This is a genomic window from Actinoplanes derwentensis (assembly GCF_900104725.1).
In the GTDB taxonomy this organism is placed as follows: Bacteria; Actinomycetota; Actinomycetes; order Mycobacteriales; family Micromonosporaceae; genus Actinoplanes; species Actinoplanes derwentensis.
Window position 1 is genome coordinate 5,823,986 of record NZ_LT629758.1, and the last position, 19,789, is coordinate 5,843,774.

The window sequence follows — 19,789 nt, forward strand, 5'->3', positions numbered from 1 at the left end:
AGCGGTGATGCGCGCCCTGAGTCGGCACGCTGGCGGGGGTAGCGGTGAGCGGCGCATTCGGCCCGGCGGTCGCGAGGCGGTCCGGAGTGCCGCCCGCGTCGCGGGGAGCCGGCGGGACCGTTGTGCCGGGCGTACCAGATCTAGGTTTTCGGGATTCGCCACACCATGACGGAGCCGCCAGGGCCCTGGCAGGCGATCTGGTCTCCGGTGCCGTCGCAGCGGAGCAGTGCGTACGGCACGATCGCGCGGAGAGCCCCGCTGAACTGGTCGAACACGGCTGTGCGGTCGCTTCCGGCGCGGATCACCATCGTTCCGGCGAGCTGTCCCCGGCCTCGGTCCGCGAGGATTCTCCCGGTGTCGGGGTCGACTCGGGCGATCCGGCCGCCGGGGCCGCCGGCCAGGGTCCCGTTCCAGGTGGTCCAGTCGGTACCGGACCAGAGCGGTGCGCCGGTGCTCTGATCGAGAGCGGTCATCCCGCCGGCGTGCAGCACGCACACCCGGTTGCCGCAGCGGCTCACCCCGACCGGGCGGGGAACCGGTGCCGTCCACAGCCGTTCCAGTGTGGGCAGTCGCAGCGCGGCGATCTGCCCAGGACCGAAGACGATCGCCAGGTCACCAGCCGCCACCAGCGTCGGCAGCCCGTCGTCGATCACCCCTCCGTAAGCGTCGGTGTCCTGCTCCCGCACCGGCAGTTCCGCGACGGTGTTCACCACCTCACCGCCCGCACGCCCGTATGCCACCGCCGTGCCGTCGTCGTAGAGGACCTGCACGTGCTGTTCGGTGGTGGTGACGCCGATCGGCGCGGCCGCGACCTCCTGCCGCCAGCGGATCTTCGCGGTCACCGGGTCGAGCAGGCCGGCCCGGCCCTCCGGGGTCCAGAGCAGCACCTCGTCACCGGCCGCCATCGCCGCCGAGTAGTCGTCGTCCCGCCAGCGTGCCTTTCCGGTACTCGCGTCGAGCAGCACCGTCTGGGAGCCGTAGATCAGCGCCAGGTACGGCCCGGCCATCCGCAACTGCGGCACGGTGCCGTCGGCGTCGAACAGTCTCGTCCACAGCGGCTCGGAACTCGGCACCGTCCGGGCCTGCAACTCCATCGACCCGCCGGCGGGTCGCGAGTGCAGGCTGTAGAAGGTGTTGCCGTCCAGCATCCAGGAGACGACGAGTTCGTCAGCCACCACCGACGGCCGCAGTGTCCGGATCTCCTCAGGAACCTGTGCACCACCGAGAAACAGCGTCATCAGGACCGCGACGATCCACATCGGATGCCGCGGGGTGGGCGCGGCATCCGATGCCGGAGACGGCGGGGCGTGATCGAGATCGATGAGCACGATCGCATTCGATCCCGCCGTCCGTTAGACCGGCGTCAAGAGGCCCGCCTCATCAGTTGCGGCCTCATGCGTCACGGCGCGATCCGGTTGAGGTCGCGGGGGAACGCCGTGGTCTCGCGGACGTTCGCGATCCCGGTCAGGCGGGCCACGAACCGCTCCAGCCCGATCGCCCAGCCACCGTGCGGCGGCATGCCGAATCGAAAACCGTCGAGATATCCAGCGTACGGTTCCAGCGACTCGCCGCGGGCCGCCAGCGCGGTGACGTAGTCCTCGTACCGGTGCAGCCGCTGCCCGCCGGTGACGATCTCCAGTCCGCGGAACAGCAGGTCGAACCCGTTGGACCAGGTCGGGTCGGCCGGGTCGGGATGGGTGTAGAACGGCCGTTTGCGCATCGGGTAACCGGTGACGAAGAGGAAGTCCGAGCCGTGTTCCTTCTTCGCCCACTCACCCAGCGCACGTTCGTGCGCCGGTGCCAGGTCGGGCTCGTCCTCGGGCGCGCCGGCGATCCGCAACGCCTCGGTGAAGTGGACGGCGGGGATCTCCGCGCCCAGTTCCGCGGTGACGTCGGCGTGGTTGCCGATCTCCCTCAGCATCCCGGCGATCGTCCTGGTCAGCGCGGCCATCACGTCCCGGTGGTCGGTGATGAAACCCATCTCGGCGTCCAGTGACGTGTACTGCGCCAGGTGCCGTGCGGTGTCGCTCGGCTCGGCCCGGAACACCGGCCCCACCTCGAACACCCGCTCGAATACACCGACCATCAGCTGTTTGTAGAACTGCGGCGACTGCGCCAGATAACCCGGCCGTCCGAAGTAGTCGAGTTTGAAGACGTTCGCCCCGGACTCGGTCGCCGACTCGACGATCTTCGGCGTCTGGATCTCGACGAACCGCTGCGCCTCCAGGGACTCCCGGAAACCCTTGGCCGCGGCGGCCGCGATCCGCAGGCTCAGCGCCCGGCTGGGATGCCGCAGAGCGAGAGCGGCGTGGTCCAGCTGGGCCGGGAGACCCGCGGTCAGCGCGGGTCGATGCAGTTCGAACGGCAGCGGTACGGTCACCCGGCTCAGTTCGCGGATCACCGGCCCGGTGAGTTCCACCCCGTGCGGCGCCTGTTCGCTGGCGGTGACCGTGGCGGTCACCTCGACGACGCTCTCCTCGGAGAGTCGTTCGAGTTGCTCACGGGTCTGCGGGTCGGTGACGATCACCTGACTGAGCCCGGAGACGTCCCGGACGATCAGGAACGCCACCTGTTTGAGTAGCCGGCGGCGATGGATCCAGCCGGCGATGGTGACCGTCTCATCGATGTGCCCGGTCAGTTCGGTGGAGAGGATGCGTTGCATGGCGGGTTACCTCCTCGGATGCTGCAACGCGGCCCCAGGGAGGTGCGGGCGAGCGGGATCCTCGCGGTACCACCGCACCTTCGCGCCTTTTCACGGGCGCCTCTTTGTCGTGCTGCGGCTCCGGGGTGTCTTCACGCTCCGGCGCTCGGGTCACCCTCACAGCAGGCGGGTGACTCTCTCGGCCGGCGGATCGAAGCGTTACTCGGTCCCATCATCGCCGTGCGGCGAACGTTAACAGTCGCCGATGCGGCTTTCTCCTGAATTAGGGGTGACCGCCCTCACAGGAAAGGTCACGTGAGCCTCGTCGCCCCTACCGCGCGGCAGCCGGAGCCCGGCGTATCTTCGGGGTGTGACTATTGCTCCCGAGGGCCGCCGCATGCTGCGCATCGAGGCGCGCAACGCCGAGACTCCCATCGAGCGGAAACCGCCGTGGATCAAAGTCAAGGCGAAGATGGGCCCTGAGTACACCGAGATGCGCGGCCGGGTGCAGAAAGAGGGATTGCACACGGTCTGTCAGGAGGCCGGTTGCCCCAACATCTATGAATGTTGGGAAGACCGCGAGGCCACCTTCCTCATCGGCGGCGATCAGTGCACCCGCCGCTGTGACTTCTGCCAGATCGACACCGGCAAACCGGCCGAGTTCGATGCCGACGAGCCCCGCCGGGTCGGTGAGTCGGTCGCCACGATGGGCCTGCGTTACGCCACGATCACCGGTGTCGCCCGCGACGATCTCCCCGACGGCGGCGCCTGGTTGTATGCGGAGACCGTCCGCCAGATCCACAAGTTGCTCCCCGACTGCGGTGTCGAGCTGCTGATCCCCGACTTCAACGCCGACCCGGTGCAGCTGGCCGAGGTCTTCGGCGCGACCCCCGAGGTGCTGGCCCACAACGTGGAGACGGTGCCGCGCATCTTCAAGCGCATCCGCCCCGGTTTCCGCTATGAGCGCTCCCTCAACGTGATCACGCAGGCCCGCGCGGCCGGTCTGGTCACCAAGAGCAACCTGATCCTCGGCATGGGCGAGGAGCGTTCCGAGGTCTCCGCCGCCCTCCGCGACCTGCACGAGGCTGGTTGCGAGCTGATCACCATCACGCAGTACCTGCGGCCCACCCCGCGCCACCACCCGGTCGAGCGCTGGGTGAAGCCCGAGGAGTTCGTCGAGCTCCGTGAGGAGGCCGAGCAGATCGGCTTCGCCGGTGTGATGAGCGGCCCGCTGGTTCGCTCCTCCTACCGGGCGGGCCGCCTCTACAAGCAGGCCCTCGAAGCCCGCGCCTGACCCGCGTCACCGGGCGGCGGCTACCCGCCGTCCGGTTTCCCCCGATCGCCGGTCTACTTCTTTTTCGCCTTCTTTTCCTTTTTGCCTTTCTTGCTCTTCTTATTGCCTGCTTCCGAGTTCATGCCGGCGTCGGCGACCTCGGGCAGCAGGACCGGTGAGAGAAGCTTCAGGAAGATCATGGCGAGTGGAGCCAGCCAGGCCCACCACGGCACCAGCGAGCCCGGCCCGATCAGCATTCCGGCCACGGCGTAACTCACCTCGACTGCGGTATCCATCTGTCTGCCTCCGTGAGTAACGCGCCGGGCCGGCACTGTGCTCGCCCTGGGTGGTCGCCCACAGATATCGGACCTCAGCCCGGCCGCTTTAGCCTTCGCCCGGTCCCGCCCGGTACACCGGTGTGCCTGTTCGGGCATGATCCGGTGCCCGGGACGCCGTCCGGTACCTGAGCCCCACTACACTTTGCGGCTATGGCAAAACCCCAGGAGAAGGTGTCGTTCCGCGAGCGGCTGAAGCAGATCGGCCAGGTGTTCGCGTTCACGGCGAAGCAGGACAAGTGGTTCGTCCCGCTGGTGGTCGGCGCGGTCGCGATCCCGGTGGCGATCACCGTGGTCGTCGTGCTCCTGACGGGTGGTTACCTCTGGATCCCGGTCGGCATCCTGTTCACGCTGCTGGCTGTCCTGATCGTGCTGAACCTGCGGTCCAACACGGCGATGATGAACGTGGCGGAGGGCCAGCCCGGCGCCGCCGCCTCGCTGATGGAGAACATGCGCGGCGACTGGCGGGTCCGGCCGGCCGCGAGTTCCACCACGCAGTTCGACATGGTGCACGTGGTGATCGGCAAGCCCGGTGTGATCCTGCTCGGCGAGGGTGACCCGCAGCGGGTCCGGAGCCTGCTCAGCCAGGAGAAGAAGCGCCTGATCAAGGTCATCGGAAACGCGCCGTTGTACGACTACGTGATCGGCAGCGACGACGGCCAGCTCCCGGTCCGCAAGCTGCGCACGACCATGCTGAAGCTGCCCCGCAACCTCACCGGCAAGGATGTGAACGCTCTGGACAAGCGTCTCGGCGCCCTGATGTCGCGCCCGCAGATGCCGAAGGGCGCGATCCCGAAGAACATGCGGCCCAGCAAGGGCGCTGGGCGCCAGCAGCGACCGCGCTGATCCACCTCTGACAGATGCCCGCCTCTTCAGGCGGGCATCTTCGTATCCACAGGGCTCGTATCCACAGGGTGACCCCATGATCACTGCGAGGCGCTAACCTCGGAGCTGCACCACTGCTCCGGTGTCCATGCCGGACGGTGACGCAGACACGCACCCGTGGGCACGAAGGAGTCCCGTTCGTGGTCAGCACCCTGGCGGTCCCCGGCACCTATCCGACTCTGCGCGACGCTCTCGAGGTGGCACCCGACGGGGCGGTCGTCTCCCTGGCACCCGGCACCTACCGGGAGCGCATCGACCTGGCCGGCCGCCGTCTGGCCCTGCGGGCCGCCGGTGATCCCGGTTCGGCGGTGGTGGACGCGTCCGGGCTGGGCGGCCCGGCGCTGGCCGTCTCCTCCGGCGACGTCGAGGTCGACGGTCTGACGCTGGTCGCCGACGACTATCCGGCGGTGGCGGTCTCCGGGGGCCATGTGCGGCTGCGCCGCTGCGAGCTCTCCGCCGGTTACGGTTCCGGTCTGCAGGCGGAGGGCGGCGCCACCGTCGACGCCCTTGAGGTCCGGGTGACGAACGGTCAGCACGGGCTGGTCTTCTCCGACGCCGGCGGCACGATCGAGTCCTGTGAGATCCGCGGGGTCTCCGACGACGGGGTGATCGTGCGACTCGGCGCCGACCCGGTGATCCGCGGGACGGTGGTGAGCGACTGCGGTTACCGGGGTGTCTACGTCTACCAGTCCGGCCGCCCGGTGATCGAGCGCTGCGACATCTCCGGCACCGGTGACGCCGGCATCGTGGTGGCCCACGCGAGCCAGTCGCGGATCGTCGAGACCTGGGTGCATCAGACGTCCGGGCCGGGCATCGTGATCGGCGCCGGCTGCACGGCCGTGATCGAACAGTGCCGGGTCGAGGAGACCGCGGAGCCGAGAGTGCGCGTCGACCCGGGTGCCAAGGCGACCGTGACACTCGACGACGGCATCGGGCTCCCCCAGGCCGGACTGGTCGCCGCCGGCACCGCGCAGGACGCCGCCGAGGTCGAGCGCCTGCTCACCGAGCTCGACTCGATGATCGGCCTGGCCGGGGTGAAAGGCGAGGTCCGGTCCTTGATCGACGAGATCCAGGTGAACGAGTGGCGGCGTGGCGCGGGCCTGTCGGTCGGCGCGGTCAGCCACCACCTGATCTTCACCGGCGCGCCCGGGACGGGAAAGACCACGGTCGCCCGCATCTACGGGCAGCTGTTGAAAGCCCTCGGGGTGCTGCCGAACGGGCAGTTCCGTGAGGTGTCCCGCCGTGATCTGGTCGGGCAGTACATCGGTCACACCGCGGAGAAGACCACGTCGGTCTTCGAGGACGCGATGGGTGGGGTGCTGTTCATCGACGAGGCGTACACGCTGGCCCGGGCCGGCGGGGCGGCCGCCGACTTCGGTCAGGAGGCGATCGACACCCTGGTGAAACTGATGGAGGACCACCGCGACCAGGTGGCGGTGATCGTGGCCGGTTACACCAGCGAGATGCTCGATTTCCTGGACGCGAACTCCGGTCTGGCCTCACGGTTCGCCAAGACCATGGAATTCGAGAACTACGGCCCGGAGGAACTGGTGCGGATCGCCGGCCGGATCGCCCGGCACGACGACTACGTGTTCGCGATCGGGTTGTCCGAGGCGCTCTACGACCACTTCGGTCAGTTGGAGCAGCACCGGAACTTCGGCAACGCCCGCGAGGCGCGCAAGCTGCTCGAGAGCATGCGCAAGGCACAGTCCGGACGGCTACGGGCGATGGGGCGGATGCCCAGCCGTGACGACCTTCGGACACTCATGCTCGCCGATCTGCGGGTGGCGACCCGCTGAACTACCTTGATCTGAACGGGGAGGTGACCGGTGCATCGTGGAGAGGGAACGACGTACGGCAGTGCCGCGCCAGCGCCACGGCAGGCCACAGCGGCCGCCGCACCGTTGCGGCCACCGGCCACGCCACCGGTCTGGGGTGAGACCCCTCCCCCGGGCGGGAGCCACCCGGCCACGCTGTCTCATCAGGTGCCCGAGGCGACGGTTCGGGCCGTACCGCGCAAGGGCCATCTGGGGCCGCTGAGCCTGGTGCAGATCGTGGTCGCCGAGACCGCGCTGCTCGCCTTCGCCGCCTCGTTCACCCGGACACCACTGGTCGTCCTGCTCGCCGCGGCCGGTGGCGGCCTGCTGGTCCTGGTCTTCTTCACCCGCCGGCAGCATCGTTGGTGGCTGGAGCACTGGCAGGTCACCCACGAACACCGGCGCCGCCGGTCGGCCCGTGTCGACCCCCGGCACGGGCCGGTGCTGGCCGCGTTGCGCACGATCGCCCCCGGCCTCACCGTCCGCGACATCGGCCCCGCGACCACTGCGGCCACCTCCCCCGCGAACCTTCCCGGGCAGGTCCCGGAGACCACGGTCGGTGTCGCCCGGGACGAGGCCGGCTGGTTCAGCGGGGTGGCCCTCGACCCGGCTGCCGCCCCACTCCCCCTCGACGTGCTGGTCACCGCGCTCTCCGGCACCGGGCAACCGGGGCTGGTCCTGGGGCTGGTCACGCACACGGTTCCGGCGCCCAGCCCCGACACGCCCGCGGCGACTCCGGCCGGGGCCTCCTACCGGCAGCTCACCGAGTCGGTCAGTCCCGGCCCGGTCCCGTCGTTCCGGGAGTCGACGATCAGCATCCGCGTCGACGCCCGCACCCTGGCCGAGGCGCTGCTCGACCACACCGCCGACCCGGAGGAAGCCGCCCGTCTCGTCGCCGGGCTGGCCCGGAAGGTGGCGACCAGTCTGCGGCGCCTGGGCATCACCGGGCGGCCCCTCGACGCGGAACAGTTGCTCGCCCTGCTGGCCCGCTCCTGCGACGTGGAACCGTGGGCGCTGACCGAGGGCCCCGGGGTGGACGAGGCGTGGACGCATTGGCGGTCGGCGCGGCTGATCCACCGGACGTACTGGCTGAAGACCTGGCCCACCTCGGCGACCGAGATCGGCCCGCTCTTCGCGTGGGCGGCGACCGCACCGGCGGCCCAGACCAGCGTCACACTGGTCATCGACCCGGCTCCCGGCGACGAACTCCGGGTGCGCGCGTTCATCCGGCTCGCCACCCGTCCCGACGCCGACCTGGCCGCCCTCGACCGGGTCCTGCAGCAGGGCGTCCGCCGGGTCGGCGGCGAACTGCTCCCCCTGGACGGCGAACACGGCCTGGCGGCCTACGCGACCGCCCCGACCGGAGGCGGTGCCGGATGACCACCCCCGACGGCTATTGGCCTTCCGAACGCCACCCGGACAACCCGGACCCATCCACCAACCCTTCTGCCGGCGACAGTCCGTCCCGGCAGCCCGCCCGCGGCTCAGCCCGCAGCCCGCTCCCGCAGCAGCCGCCGAGGCTGCGGGAAGGCGAACCGGCGACGCCCGGGCCTTGGGTGCCCAGACCGGCGAGTTCCACACCGCAGGACGGCGGGCAGGAGACCTCCGCACGGCGAGACAACGGGCAGGCGAGTTCCGCACCGCAGGACGGCGGGCAGGGGGCGTCCGGGTGGCGAGACAGCGGGCAGGGGGCGTCCGGGTGGGCTGCGGTGCCTATGGCGGTTCGGCCGGTGTCGGCGCCGGTTGCGCCTTACAGCCAGCAGCAGGGTGCCGGGGAGCCGGTGGCGCGGGCTCTGGCACCGGCCGTCACCTCAGCGCCGTTGGCCCGGTCGGGAACATTCTCGGCGGCCCAACCGAGCCAGTCGGGGCAGTCGGGGCAGTCGGACCGACCAGGCAGTCCGTCGGGCCAACCGCCGGGTCGTCCGCCTGGTCGTCCGCCGTCGCCGGATGGGCCGGAGGATCCTGAACGGCCGCCGGACCGGACCGGGCCGGCGGGGACGACCAGTCGGCTGCGGATCGGCTGGCATGCCGTCGCACGGGCCGGGCTGCGACGGGTGACGGTCACCCAGTCGCTTTCGGCGGGGCTGGTGCTCGGGCTGGATCAGCGGCAGGTTCCGGTGCCGTTGCGACTCTTCGCACCCGAGCCGGTCCGGGTCACCCTGGTCGGCGGGGTGTGGGCGGCCCAGTTGGTGATCTTCCGGGCGTTCTCGATCGGGGCGCGGGTGGTCGTGGTGACGACCGAACCGCGCGCCTGGCAGGGCTTCGGCGAACGCGCCACCGGCCAGCAGAACCGTCTGACCATCGTGGCCGGTGAACCCGGCCAGCCCTGGGGAGGCACCGCCCAGACACCGCTGCTGACCGTTTTCGACCTGGGCATGACCGGCCCGACGACAAGTCCGCCGCTGGGTCCGTGGCATACCCAGCTGACGGTTCTGCGGCAGCTCGACCGTCCCGGAATCGCCGTACTCCAGGAAGCCGGCCTGGCCGTGATGCAGCGTCTCGGCGGCGACGAGGCGATCCTGGCTTCAGCGGCTCTCAAGCTGAAACCCCAGAGCGGCCAGCTGCTCCAGTCCATGGAGGACGACATGCTGGCCCTGCTCGGCGACGGCGACGACCGCTACTTGTTCCTGAACCAGACCGGAATCGAACAGCAGTACATCGGCCTCCCCCGCCGCTGACACCCGCCCAGGCCGGTGATCTCGCCGCCAGCGGGCGGGTGCGCCAACTGGTGGGCGCACCGGCTCGAAGGGGGTCGGCCGGGATTCTGATCAGTTCGTCGTGGCGATCTTCCAGGCCCGATAGTGCAATTCCGGGGCGTCGGTGAAGGACGGGTGGCGGGGGCGCCAGTTCAGTAGGCGGTGGGCCTTGGCGCTGGTCACGAGTTCGTCCTGGTCGGCGGCCATCTGCATGATGCCGCCCGCGGCGGCGCTGTCCAGTGTGATCTCGCCGGTGTAGCCGGCGGCTCGGACCGCGACACGCTGCATGTCCAGGGTGGTCAGGCTCTGGTCGTCGGCGACCACGAACACCTCGCCGTCGACGGCCGCGGGATTGTCGAGGATACGGACGTAGGCCTCGGCCAGGTCGTCGACGTGGATCCAGCTCCAGCGTTTGGTGGTGTCGCCGTAGAAGACGGGGGCCTTCGCCTCGGCAGCGGCGAACCATTGGCCGGTCATCGATGTGGTTGCCGGGCCGCCGTACAGGAAGCCGGGACGGACCACGGTGTGCGCGAGTCCTGTCGCGGCGAGTTCTTTCTCCAGGCCGAATCGGAAGCCGATCGGGCTTTCCTGGTTGCCGGGGGTGGTCTCGTCCATCAGCGGCAGCCCGGTACGGCCGTAGGCGGAGATCCCGGTGGTGTAGACGAGGTGGCGTCGGCGGCCGTCGCGGTTCTGGACTGCGGTCAGTTCGGCGAACAGCCGCTGGTCCGCGCCGACCGGGTCGCTCATGTCCATGAGCAGGTGCACGACGGCGTCGGTGCCGGTCAGGTGTCCGCGCCAGGTCTCCGGTTCGGAGAAGTCGCCCGCGACCACGGTGACCTCATGGGCGGTCAGGTCCCGGGCCGCGTGGCCGTCCGGGTCACGGGACAGGCCCAGGACGGTGTGCCCGGCGCGGGCCAAGGCGGAGGAGACGCGACGGCCGGCATAGCCGGTGGCGCCGATGACGAGAATCTGCATGGTGTTCTCCGTGCTCAGTGGGATGGTGTGCTGCCGATCGAGGCGGCGGGCGTAGCGATGCGCCGACCGACCAGGTCGGTCGGCGTCGTAGGCGAGCCTTCAAGATGCTTGCTTGGTTAAGCAAATTATCAGGTAGTTGCTTGCTTCATCAAGTAGAGTGTGGGTGTGACGAACGACAACTGGCCTGCGCCGCTTGGTCCTGAGGAGGTTCTGCTTTGGCAGAGCCTGGGACGCCTTGTGCATTCGCTGCCGCGTGCGCTGGAGGACGACATGTCGCGCACCGGGGTCACCATGACCGAGTTCGCGGTTCTGTTGATCCTCAGTCAGGCACCTGACCGTCGCATGCGGATGGCTGCTCTCGCCTCCGCCGCGGGCCTCACCCCGTCACGCATCACCCGCGTCGTCGACGACCTGGCCAGGCATGATCTGGTGCGCAAGGAACGGCACAGTCAGGACAGTCGCGGCAACGACGCCATTCTCACCGATTCCGGCCTGCGCAGGATGCGGGAGATTCAGCCCGCTCACCTGGCCAGCGCCCGGCGCCGGGTGGTCGACCGGGTTCCGTCCGCTCTGCTGCCGGCTCTCGCGCAGATCCTCGCCGAGCTCGCGGATTCACTGTCACCACAGAGCCGCGACGCCTGAAACGGCTCGCCACCAACGCGGGACTGTCCCAGGAGCCGGCGACGCAGGACTGCGCCAAGAGCGGCCGGCGTGAGACTGCACCAGGAGCCGGCCGGCGTGGGACTGTGCCAAGAGCGGCCGGCGTGGGCTGGCCGTGCGGGGACGCTCACGCCCGGCGGGCGCGTTGCGGTCTTGGGGGAACGCGGACCTCGCGCGGTGCGAGCGGGACAGGCCGATGCGGTTGGGGGCCACGCAGACCTCGTACCAGCGCAGGGGTTAACGGGTTGGCGGTGACCAGGCCAGCTGCACCAGCCGGGCGCCGTGTTTGCGGGTGATCATCCAGGCTCGGCCGGGTGGGAGGGGCTGGGGTTTGACGTTGCCGAAGAGGGCGCCCTCCTCGCGCGGGCCGGACATCATGATGCCGGGGGACGCCAGTTCGCGGATGCGGCTGATGACCGGGTCGAAGAGGGCTCGGCCGGCGCCGCCGATGCGGCGGGTGATGACGACGTGCAGGCCGATGTCGCGGGCCTGTGGCAGGAATTCCAGCAGTGGGGTGAGCGGGTTGGGGCTGGCCGAGGCGATCAGGTCGAAGTCGTCGACCAGGACGTAGAGTTCCGGGCCTTTCCACCAGCTGCGGTTGTGCAGCATCTCGGGGGTCACGTCGGCGCCGGGGAGGCGTTCGCGCATGGCGACCGCCACCTGGTTGATCAGGTCGGCGGTCACCTGGTGGGAGGTGCCGTAGCCGATGGTGTGTTCGGCGGGGACGCAGCCGAGGAGGCTGCGCCGCAGGTCGACGAGGAGCAGCAGTGCTTCGGCCGGTGGGTGCGCGGCGGTGATCGAGCGGGCCAGGCTGCGCAGGAACGAGCTCTTGCCGCTCTCCACGTCGCCGAACAGGAGCGTGTGTGGTTCGGCGTCGAAGTCGAGCCAGACCGGTTGCAGGTCGACTTCGGCGATGCCGATCGGCACGACGGCGCCGCGGGCCGCCGGTAGCGCCTCGAACGGCAGCTCGGCGGGGAGCAGCCGGACCGGTGGCGCGGGAGTGGCCGTCCAGTGTTCACCGGCGTGCCGGACCAGGTCGGCGACCGCTTCGGCGAGGTCGTCGACGCGTTGTTCCCGGTCGATGCGGGGCAGGGCGGCGAGGAAGTGGTGGCCGTCGGGGGTGAGGCCGCGGCCGGGGGCGCCTTCCGGCACGTTGACCGCCTCCCGCCGGTTGATCACCGAGTCGGCGGCCTCGCCGAGGCGCAGTTCGATCCGGGTGCCGAAGACGTCGCGGATCTGGGGGCGCACGTCCATCCAGCGGCTGGTGGCGGCGAGGATGTGGATGCCGAAGCCGAGGCCGCGGTTGGCCAGTTCGTGCAGGGTGCTTTCGAGGTCCTCGAATTCGGTGCGCATCGTGGACCAGCCGTCGACGACGAGGAAGACGTCCCCGAAGACGTCGTCGGCGAACCGGCCCTGGGCGCGGGCCCGCCGGTACGCGGCGGCGCCTTCCACGTTGTCCCGGGCGAACAGTTCCTCGCGGGCCCGCATCAGCCCGTGCAGTTCGGCGATGGTGCGGCGCACCTTGTCGACGTCGCGCCGGGTGGCCACGCTGCCGGTGTGCGGCAGGTCGGCGAGGGCGCTCAGTGGTCCGCCACCGAAGTCGAGCCCGTAGAACTGCACTTCACGCGGGGTGTGGGTGAGGGCGAGGCTGATCACCAGGGTGCGCAGCAGGTTGGATTTGCCGGACTGGGACGCCCCGACCACGATCACGTTGCCGGCCGCCCCGGCGAGGTCCAGCCACATCGGGTCGCGGCGCTGCTCGTACGGTTTGTCGATGATGCCGCCGAGCGCGTGCAGTGTCCCGAACCGGTCCGCCGCGTCGACGGTGAGGCCCCGCTCCGGCATGGTGATCACCGGCGGCAGCATCTGGCCGAGGGTGGGCGCCTTGTCCAGCGGCGGCAGCCACACCTCGTGGGCGGGCGCGCCTTTGCCTTCCATCTGCCGGACCAGCACTTCGATGAGGGTGTCGCCGACGGTGGTCTCCTCTTCCGGCTGCACGTCCGGAGAAGGAGCGTCCTCGCGCAGCGGCGCCACGTAGAAGGTGGAGAAGTCGCGGATCGGGTTGCCGCCCCGGCCTCCGGCACCGGGGGTGGCCCCGTCGCGCCGGACCGACCCGGAGACGTAGGCGGCTTTCAGCCGGATCAGGCCTTCGGTGCCGGTCCGCAGATAGCCGTGCCCGGGTGATCGGGGCAGCTCGTAGGCGTCCGGCACGCCGAGCACCGCCCGGGACTCCATCGACGAGAAGGTCCGCAGGCCGACCCGGTAGGACAGGTGTGATTCGAGCCCGCGCAGCCGCCCTTCCTCCAGTTTCTGGGAGGCCAGCAGCAGGTGGATGCCGAGGGACCGGCCGACCCGTCCGATCTGGACGAACATGTCGATGAAGTCGGGCCGGGCGCTGAGCAGTTCGGAGAACTCGTCGACGATGAAGAGCAGGCTGGGCAGCGGGGCGAGCGGCACCCCGGCCGAACGGGCCCGCTCGTAGTCCCGCTGGGAGGCGTAGTTGCCGGCTTTGCGCAGCAGCTCCTGCCGCCGGGTCAGTTCGCCCTGGATGGCGCCGAGCATCCGGTCCACCAGGGGCAGCTCGTCCTCCAGGTTGGTGATCATCGCGGCGGTGTGCGGGAGCCGGTCCAGCGAGGCGAACGTGGCGCCGCCCTTGAAGTCGACGAGCACGAAGTTGAGGATCTCCGGGCTGTGGGTGAGGCCGAGCGCGAGCACCAGGGTGCGCAGCAGCTCGGACTTGCCGGAGCCGGTGGCGCCGACCAGCAGCCCGTGCGGGCCCATGCCGTCCTGCGCGGACTCCTTGAGGTCCAGCTCGACCGGCCGCCCGTCGGCGCCGACCCCGATCGGCACCCGCAGCCGGTCCCGGTTGGGGCGGCTGGCCCACAGCTCGTTCAGGTCGATGAGATAGGGGTCGTCCTGGTCCAGCAGCTCGGCGAGCCCGGTGTTCTGCGAGATGGCCGTGGTGTCGGCGTCGGCGACCGCGGAGAGCCGCAGCGGCGCCAGCTCGCGGGCCAGCACCTCGGCCTCGGCCAGGGTCAGCACGTCGGCCCGGCCGACCTCGGTGGGACCGTCCATCGTGGTGCCGGTGACCGTGCCGTCGGCGGCGATCTCCAGCACCACCGAGCTGTCGTCGAGCAGCCGGGGCGGCGGCACCGACAGGTCGACGATGGTGACCCCGGCGACGCCGCCCTCGGTCATCAGATGGTCGGAGCCGGCGGTCGAACCCCCGTCGATGATCACCATGACGTGCGGGCCGCCGCCGGGCGTACCGGCCGGGTCGAACCGGGCCCGCTCGGCCAGCACGTCGTCGAGCATCGCCTCCAGAGCGGGCACGCTCGGCGCGACCAGCCGCACCTGCCCGATCGCGTCGGTCTTGCCCGGGTGCTGGGCGTGCGGCAGCCATTTCACCCACTCCCAGCGGGCCCGCTCGTGGTCCGGCACGCAGACACCTATGCGCAGGTCGTCGGGGGCGTGGAAGGTGGCCATCTGGGCGATCAGGGCCCGGGTGAAGTCGTGCGAGGCCCGGTCGGCGCCGCGCACGTAGATGTGCGAGAAGTCCCGCAACGCCACCGACACCGGAAGATCGGGGACCACCGAGTACGTGTTGAGAAAGCGCCGCAACGCCATCGTGCACAGCGGCTCCAGTTCGTCGACCGCCCGCGTCTGCGGCGGGACGAGCCGGGTGGCGACCTCCTGTGGGCCGACCGCGATCCGGACCACGGTGAAGTCGGCGTCCCCCCGGCGGCGCTCCCAGAGCCGGCCGCTGTCGGTGAACGTCCACAACGTCTCCGGGTCGGGGTTGCGGTAGTAGAGCGCCTCCCGCTGCCGGCGGATCGTGTCGCGCACCTGGGCCCGCAGCTGGGAGAGCTGCCGCAGGTACTGCCGGCGGGACTCGATCATCTCGCGTTTGCCGGGGCCGGAGGTCTGGGTGGCCATCATGGCGATCATGCCGAGGATCGAGACCCCATACATCGCGCCGGCCACGTAGGTGATCGCACCGCCGCGCTGCGCGCCCATCATCAGGCCCATCGCGGCCGCGCCGGCACCCATCGGCAGGATCATCAGCATCCGGGTCCAGCCCTTGCCCTGCGGCGGCGGGATCTCGGGCGGCGGCTCCAGCGTCACCTCGCCGGACGGCATCACGGGCGCGGGCCTGCGCGGCGGCCGTTTGATGATCGACACTGTCACTGAGGGCTCCCCGTTGGTGACGTAGCGACAACATCCTATCCGTGATTTCCGAGCGCCCTGCTACGTTGTCCACTGTGAGCGCACCGGCGACGAGCGGGCCCTCCCTGGCCCGGGTGACCATCGCGGCCCCCACCCGCCGCCTCGACCTCGCCCTGCCCGACAACATGCTCGTCGCCGAGCTGCTGCCACATCTGCTCCGGCATGCCGAGGGCGCGCTGGGCGAACCGTCCGAGCGTTACGGCGGCTGGGTGCTGCGCCGGGCCACCGGCACCACTCTGGACCCGGGGAAGAACCTCGCCTCGCAAGGTGTGCGCGACGGCGAACTGCTGCACCTCGATCCGGCCCGCGAGGACTGGCCGGAGCTGGCGTACGACGACGTGGTCGAAGTGATCGCCAGCGGCTCCCGGCGGGCCGGCCGATCCTGGAGCCCGGCCGCCACCCGCCGCACCGGTCTGGCCGTCACCGCCGGCGCGCTGCCGCTCGGCCTGGCCGGACTGGCCGCGACCGGCCCCGGCTGGGTGCTGCCCGCAGTGATCGCACTCGCGGTCTCGCTGGCCCTGGCGGTGCTGGGCGTCCTGCTGTCCCGGGCGTTCGGCGACGCCGGGGCGGGCGGGGTGGTCGCGGCGAGCGGCCTGCCGTACGCGTTCTTCGGCGGTGCCTGGCTACTGACCCAGCCCGGTGGCGGTTTCCTGTCGGTCGGGGCGCCCGGCCTGGTCCTGGGCTCGTCGGCGCTACTGGTGGTCAGTGTCCTCGGGCACGCCGGGGTGGCCGGGCTGACCAGACTCTTCGTCGCCGGCATCGCGGCCGCACTGACCGGGTTGCTGGCGGCGTTGCCGACCCTGGCCGGCATGTCCGCCGAGGGTGCCGCGGCGGTGGCGCTGACCGCGGCGATCGGGCTGCTGCCGGCCTATCCGGTGCTGGCCGGATGGCTCGGGCGGCTGCCGTTCCCGGACCTGCCGAGCCGGGCCGAGGAGATGCTGAAAGAGGAGAAGACACCGCGCCGGGCGGACGTCTTCGCCGCTGTGGTCCGGGCGTCCGAGGTGCTGGCCGGGTTCATCCTGTCGGCGGCGCTGTGCAGCATCGTGGCGATGGCCTGGCTGGCGCTGTCCACACCGGACGTGCCGACTGTCCTCCTGATGATCGCCGCGATCGCCGCTCTGCTGCTGCGCGCCCGGCTGCTGCCGACCCCGCAACAGCGGGTGCCGTTGCTGGTGGCCGGGCTGCTCGGCCTGGCCGGCCTGGGCGTCGGCCCGGTGGTGACCGGCGCGGTCTCCGGCGTGGTGCTGGTGGCGGTGGCGGCCGCGGTGACCGCGGTGGCCCTGCCGACCGCGCTGATCTACAGCCGCCGGGACCCGTCGCCCTATCTGGGCCGGGCCGCCGACATCCTGGACATCATCGCGATCATGGCGCTGATCCCGCTCGCGTGCGCGGTCATCGGAGTCTTCGACGACATCCGCGGACTGTTCGCGTCGATCGGCGGGTGAGGCGATGACCTCACGCCGGGACCAGCTGCAGTCCTACCAGTTCATGAACCAGCGGGTGATCTCGGCGTTCGTGATGCGCGAGACCGATCCGGCCCAGTCGCCACTGCGGCGTGGCATCGGCGCCCTGTTCGGCGGTGTGATGGTCGCGATCCTGGTGGCGGCCGGTTTCGGCATCTACGGCGTGCTCACCCGCACCGGCGCCGACCAGTGGCAACAGGACGGCGCGGTGGTCGTCGAGCGGGAGACCGGCGCCGTCTTCGTCTATCTGAACAACCGGCTCAACCCGGCACTCAACTTCGCGTCGGCGAAACTGGCCGCCGGCCGCCCCGATCCACAGGTGTTCCGGATCGCCGCCAAGTCGCTGACCGGCACCCCGCGCGGCGTGACCATCGGCATCCCCGGCGCGCCCGCGTCCCTGCCCGACGCGGGACGGCAGGCCCGTCTCCCGTGGGCGATGTGCGGCGTACCCGGCAATGATCCGCAGTCGATCCTGCTGGTCGGAGCGGCCGGCCCACCCGGCACGCCGCTGGGTGATCGCGCGCTGCTGGTGACCGACCGGGACGTGGTGCACCTGATCTGGCAGGGCCGCAAACATCCGGTGGTGGACCCGGACACGACGGTGCAGGCGCTGTTCGGCGCGGTCCAGCCCACCCGGATGGGCGTGGCCTGGCTCAACGCGCTGCCTTCCGGCGCCGACATCGCCCCGATCACCGTGAACGGCCGCGGCAACGGTTCGGACGCCGCCCGGGGCTTCGACAACGGCGACATCCTGGTGGTGCAGACCGGAAGTGGTCAGCAGTTCCACCTGATCCTCAACGACGGCCGGGCCGCGATCACCGCGCTGCAGCAGGCGGTTCTCAACGCCGCGTTCCCGGACCAGCCGCGGCAGATCTCGGTCAACGACCTCAACGACATCCCGGAGAGCCGCGCCCTGCCACCCGCCGACCCCGCCACCCGCGGCCCCGACCGGGTCCCCGCGCTGGCGCCGCTGGGCACCGGCGAATCCACGTGCGCGGTGACGTCCGACGCGTCGAAGCCACCGGCGATCACGGTCGGCGGTTCCGCGACCGCGTTCACCGCCGCCATCCCCACCACCGGCACCGCCGACGGCGGACGCCCCTTGGCTGACGCGGTACAGGTCCCGGCCGGCCGCTTCGCCCTGGTCCGAGTCCCCGGTTCCGGCGGATTCATACTGGTCACCGACGTGGCCCTACGCCACGCCGTCCGCGACGAGGACACCGTGACCCGCCTCGGCTACCCCACGTCCCTAGCGTTCGAGGTCCCCACCGCTTTGATCAACTCAATCCCGGCGGGGGTCACCCTGGACCCGGCGGCAGCGCTCAAACCAGCCCTTTCCGGTACGGGGTGAACATCTCCCACAACCGCACCGGCTCGCCTCGTCTCGACGACGCGAGGTCCGCGCGGCGCCGGGCCGCCCCGCGACCGCCGGGCGGAAGCGCCCGGTCACCGGAGCGCGTCACTGCAACGGCGGCCGGTGCGGCGGTTCGATACCCAGCCGCTCCAGTGCGGACGCCCGGATCGAGCACACCGACTCACACCCGCCGCTGCCGTCGGCCTTCTCGACCCGGCACGTGTCGATGCGAAGCTCTCCGGGCTCGAACGGATCCCAGTCGATGCCCCAGCCCCGCAGTCAAACCCGCTGAGCCCGCAGACAGCCTGAAGCGGACACGTCGCCACCGCTGACCCACAGAATCATCCACCCGGGCTCGCTCATTCCCGAAGAGTAGACGCCGTTCCCGTCAGTGGATATCCAGTTGCCACGACCAGACCGCCTGGACAACCATCGATCGATGGAGACGATCGCCGCGATCAGCGGCTACTACGACCGGGGCGGCGAGGTGAACCGGCTGCACACCGGTCGCGGCCGGCTGGAGTTCCGGCGAACCCAGGACGTGCTCAGGCGCGTACTGCCACCCGCACCGGCCCGGGTGCTCGACGTCGGCGGCGGCGCCGGAGCGCACGCCCGCTGGCTCGCGGCCGACGGCCATCAGGTGCGGCTGGTGGACCCGATGCCGATGCACGTCCAGCATGCCGGGACGATCGCCGGAGTGGACGCGGTCCTCGGCGACGCCCGCCGCCTCGACGAGCCGGACGCCGCCTACCAGGCCACCCTGCTGCTCGGGCCGCTGTACCACCTGCCCGACCGCCAGGACCGGGTGACCGCCCTACGCGAGGCGGCGCGGGTGACAGCCCCCGGCGGCATCGTCGCCGCGGCGACGATCAGCCGGTACGCCGGCCTGTACGACACTCTGGTCCGAGGCCGCTACCCCGACCCGGAGGTACGCCGGATCACCGACCGGGAACTCGTCACCGGCGTCCACGAGCCGGTCGGCCAGGAACTGTTCACCCACGCGTACTTCCACCATCCCGACGAGATCGTGACCGAATTCGCCGACGCCGGCCTGACTCAGGTGACGACGTACGCCCTGGAAGGCGGAGCCTGGCTCTTCGCCGACCGAGACGGCTGGCTGGAGGACGACGACCGCACGACGGCGCTGCTGGAGGCGTTGCGCGCCACCGAGCAGGAACCAAGCCTGTTCGGCATCAGCTCCCACCTGCTGACGGTGGCCGTCGTGTAGCAGGCCAGAAACCTGAATGGGGCGCTTTACATTTTTGGCGAGGGGCATGCTGAAGCAAAGATTGTAGGCACCCTGGGTGACGACTGTCATCTCCCAGGAATCGCGTCCAGCACCCGATTCTGCCCTAAGTGTTTCGATGCAATCAAAACCGTTTCTGGAATGAGCGAAACGACGGCGGGTAGCTGGCATGAGGAGCCGCCTGGCTACACGGAGTGGCGCACTGCGGTGAACAGAA

At 70.6% G+C, this 19,789-nt stretch carries 14 protein-coding genes; 9 read left to right on the plus strand and 5 right to left on the minus strand.

All coding sequences use genetic code 11. The annotated features are described in order from the left end of the window. Window positions 1-140: 140 nt before the first annotated feature. Window positions 141-1,328, minus strand: coding sequence for an outer membrane protein assembly factor BamB family protein (locus BLU81_RS25625; protein ID WP_092547008.1), 1,188 nt, complete (start codon window positions 1,326-1,328; stop codon window positions 141-143). 71 nt (window positions 1,329-1,399) lie between these two features. Next, a complete protein-coding gene (gene aspS / locus BLU81_RS25630) occupies window positions 1,400-2,662 on the minus strand; it encodes an aspartate--tRNA(Asn) ligase (RefSeq protein ID WP_092547009.1) in 1,263 nt (420 codons plus the stop codon). Between the two features lie 376 nt (window positions 2,663-3,038). Here aspS and lipA point away from each other — a divergent pair, with 376 nt between their 5' ends. Beyond that, window positions 3,039-3,935 (plus strand): lipoyl synthase, encoded by an 897-nt coding sequence (gene lipA, locus BLU81_RS25635; protein ID WP_092547010.1) that lies wholly within the window; start codon window positions 3,039-3,041, stop codon window positions 3,933-3,935. Window positions 3,936-3,988: 53 nt separating this feature from the next. Here lipA and BLU81_RS25640 read toward each other — a convergent pair whose 3' ends face one another. Continuing rightward, on the minus strand, window positions 3,989-4,210 hold the full coding sequence (locus tag BLU81_RS25640) for a hypothetical protein (protein WP_092547011.1): 222 nt from the start codon (window positions 4,208-4,210) through the stop codon (window positions 3,989-3,991). A 192-nt stretch (window positions 4,211-4,402) separates the two neighbouring features. Here BLU81_RS25640 and BLU81_RS25645 point away from each other — a divergent pair, with 192 nt between their 5' ends. The 4 genes from BLU81_RS25645 (at window position 4,403) to BLU81_RS25660 (ending at window position 9,629) form a co-directional block, all read left to right on the plus strand. Then, on the plus strand, window positions 4,403-5,095 hold the full coding sequence (locus tag BLU81_RS25645; RefSeq protein ID WP_092547012.1) for a DUF4191 domain-containing protein: 693 nt from the start codon (window positions 4,403-4,405) through the stop codon (window positions 5,093-5,095). A gap of 179 nt (window positions 5,096-5,274) precedes the next feature. Continuing rightward, window positions 5,275-6,933 carry a right-handed parallel beta-helix repeat-containing protein gene (locus BLU81_RS25650; protein ID WP_092557626.1) on the plus strand — a complete coding sequence of 553 codons (1,659 nt, stop codon included), beginning with the start codon at window positions 5,275-5,277 and terminating at the stop codon, window positions 6,931-6,933. Window positions 6,934-6,963: 30 nt separating this feature from the next. After that, a complete protein-coding gene (locus BLU81_RS25655) occupies window positions 6,964-8,331 on the plus strand; it encodes a type VII secretion protein EccE (RefSeq protein WP_092547013.1) in 1,368 nt (455 codons plus the stop codon). 674 nt (window positions 8,332-9,005) lie between these two features. Next, window positions 9,006-9,629 carry a hypothetical protein gene (locus BLU81_RS25660; protein ID WP_197685980.1) on the plus strand — a complete coding sequence of 208 codons (624 nt, stop codon included), beginning with the start codon at window positions 9,006-9,008 and terminating at the stop codon, window positions 9,627-9,629. Between the two features lie 90 nt (window positions 9,630-9,719). On the opposite strand, the gene BLU81_RS25665 is transcribed toward BLU81_RS25660, so the two are convergent. Further along, complete coding sequence (locus tag BLU81_RS25665) at window positions 9,720-10,622, minus strand: NAD-dependent epimerase/dehydratase family protein (protein ID WP_092547014.1); 903 nt, start codon at window positions 10,620-10,622, stop codon at window positions 9,720-9,722. A gap of 270 nt (window positions 10,623-10,892) precedes the next feature. Here BLU81_RS25665 and BLU81_RS25670 point away from each other — a divergent pair, with 270 nt between their 5' ends. Further along, complete coding sequence (locus tag BLU81_RS25670) at window positions 10,893-11,264, plus strand: MarR family winged helix-turn-helix transcriptional regulator (RefSeq protein WP_092557628.1); 372 nt, start codon at window positions 10,893-10,895, stop codon at window positions 11,262-11,264. 255 nt (window positions 11,265-11,519) lie between these two features. Here BLU81_RS25670 and eccCa read toward each other — a convergent pair whose 3' ends face one another. Next, window positions 11,520-15,470 (minus strand): type VII secretion protein EccCa, encoded by a 3,951-nt coding sequence (eccCa, locus tag BLU81_RS25675; protein ID WP_092547015.1) that lies wholly within the window; start codon window positions 15,468-15,470, stop codon window positions 11,520-11,522. 74 nt (window positions 15,471-15,544) lie between these two features. On the opposite strand from eccCa, the gene eccD reads away from it, so the two are divergent. From eccD to BLU81_RS25690, 3 genes are all read left to right on the plus strand, one after another. Next, a complete protein-coding gene (gene eccD / locus BLU81_RS25680) occupies window positions 15,545-16,954 on the plus strand; it encodes a type VII secretion integral membrane protein EccD (RefSeq protein ID WP_092547016.1) in 1,410 nt (469 codons plus the stop codon). Window positions 16,955-16,958: 4 nt separating this feature from the next. Next, entirely contained in the window at window positions 16,959-18,323 is a 1,365-nt protein-coding gene (gene eccB / locus BLU81_RS25685) for a type VII secretion protein EccB (RefSeq protein WP_092547017.1), read from the plus strand. Between the two features lie 442 nt (window positions 18,324-18,765). Then, the gene (locus BLU81_RS25690; RefSeq protein ID WP_092547018.1) at window positions 18,766-19,554 is read left to right on the plus strand and encodes a class I SAM-dependent methyltransferase; all 789 of its coding nucleotides are present in this window, start codon (window positions 18,766-18,768) and stop codon (window positions 19,552-19,554) included. Window positions 19,555-19,789 lie beyond the last annotated feature (235 nt).

Bases quoted from the DNA above. Each gene is read 5' to 3' on its own strand.
- BLU81_RS25645 (WP_092547012.1), top strand. From the start codon at position 4,403: ATGGCAAAACCCCAGGAGAAGGTGTCGTTCCGCGAGCGGCTGAAGCAG.
- BLU81_RS25670 (WP_092557628.1), top strand. From the start codon at position 10,893: ATGTCGCGCACCGGGGTCACCATGACCGAGTTCGCGGTTCTGTTGATC.
- BLU81_RS25640 (WP_092547011.1), bottom strand. From the start codon at position 4,210: ATGGATACCGCAGTCGAGGTGAGTTACGCCGTGGCCGGAATGCTGATC.
- eccB (WP_092547017.1), top strand. From the start codon at position 16,959: ATGACCTCACGCCGGGACCAGCTGCAGTCCTACCAGTTCATGAACCAG.
- BLU81_RS25665 (WP_092547014.1), bottom strand. From the start codon at position 10,622: ATGCAGATTCTCGTCATCGGCGCCACCGGCTATGCCGGCCGTCGCGTC.
- aspS (WP_092547009.1), bottom strand. From the start codon at position 2,662: ATGCAACGCATCCTCTCCACCGAACTGACCGGGCACATCGATGAGACG.
- lipA (WP_092547010.1), top strand. From the start codon at position 3,039: ATGCTGCGCATCGAGGCGCGCAACGCCGAGACTCCCATCGAGCGGAAA.
- BLU81_RS25690 (WP_092547018.1), top strand. From the start codon at position 18,766: ATGGAGACGATCGCCGCGATCAGCGGCTACTACGACCGGGGCGGCGAG.